This is a genomic window from Longirhabdus pacifica, assembly GCF_004115085.1.
Classification (GTDB): domain Bacteria; phylum Bacillota; class Bacilli; order Paenibacillales; family DSM-105158; genus Longirhabdus; species Longirhabdus pacifica.
This window is the reverse complement of record NZ_QXJP01000060.1, coordinates 1-1,072: the sequence shown is the minus strand read 5'-3', so window position 1 is coordinate 1,072 and position 1,072 is coordinate 1. Positions and strand designations below refer to the sequence as shown.

The window sequence follows — 1,072 nt, the reverse complement described above, 5'->3', positions numbered from 1 at the left end:
GTTAGCGTATCGATGTCTTCTAATGCTTTATCTGTTGCTGGTAAGGTAATCGTATCGACTTCTTTCTCTGCCTTGATGGTGACGGTTCCTTCTTCATCTGGTTTGATGTCGGAAGCCTTCACTTCTTGTACATTTTCTTCTTGCTTGGTAGCTTGCTTATCGTCATCTTTTTTCGGGTAGCTGATGATGACTCCGCCGCCACCGTTGTCACTTCCACCACCACTGTTGCTTGGTTTTTGTGGGGTTGCCGATACGATATTAGAAGCACTACCCTCCGTGTTGGTTGCATTGGTTTCTGCAACGACTGCATAATCATAAGTGATACCATTTGTTACGTTTGTATCTGTATACGTTATGGTTGCACTATTTCCATCATGTTGTAACACCTGATACGGAGTTTTTCCAAATTGTTCATCGGCTTTTTTTCGGTATACATGGTAAGACTCTGCTTTCTCAATAGCATTCCATGTTAAAACTATGTTCCCGTCTCCTTCTTGTGCTGAGAGCGTTGGTGCGTCTAATTTTGCTTTTACAACGATTGTTGTACAGTAGCTGATTGAAGAATCGCCACCTGCATTGACTGCAATAACACAATACTCATAGCTCTTCCCGATGATTACCGCTTTGTCTAGATAACTCAATTGGTTATTGTTATCCGGCGAATCGTTAATCGGTATAATTTCTTGAGAGACACTACCTTGTGGTTGTTTTACAATTTTATATGATGTAGCTCCTGACACCGCAGTCCACGTCAAAATTAAAGTGCCATTACCACGGTTTATATCCAAATCTGTCACTTCAGACGGTGGGATGATGACTTCTTTAAAGTCTGACTCCGTTATCCCCGCATTATTTTCTGCTACGATTTTATAATAATAGGTCATCCCATGTTCTGCCGTTGCATCTTTATATGTGGTGGTATTGATATCATTAATTTGTGCTAAGTTGTCGTAACTACCCGTTTCTTTAGTCAATCTTTTAACCATATAATGATCTGCGTTGGTTATGGTATTCCAATTTATCACGACTTCACTTTGATTTGCATCCCATGTTGCATTTGTAATCTGTGGTT

At 40.3% G+C, this 1,072-nt stretch carries 1 protein-coding gene; it reads right to left on the bottom strand.

All coding sequences use genetic code 11. The features are described 5' to 3' along the window. Nucleotides 1–1,072: SaeA-related protein (locus tag D1Z92_RS17445; RefSeq protein ID WP_503104918.1), on the bottom strand; the 1,072-nt coding region annotated here is incomplete at both ends.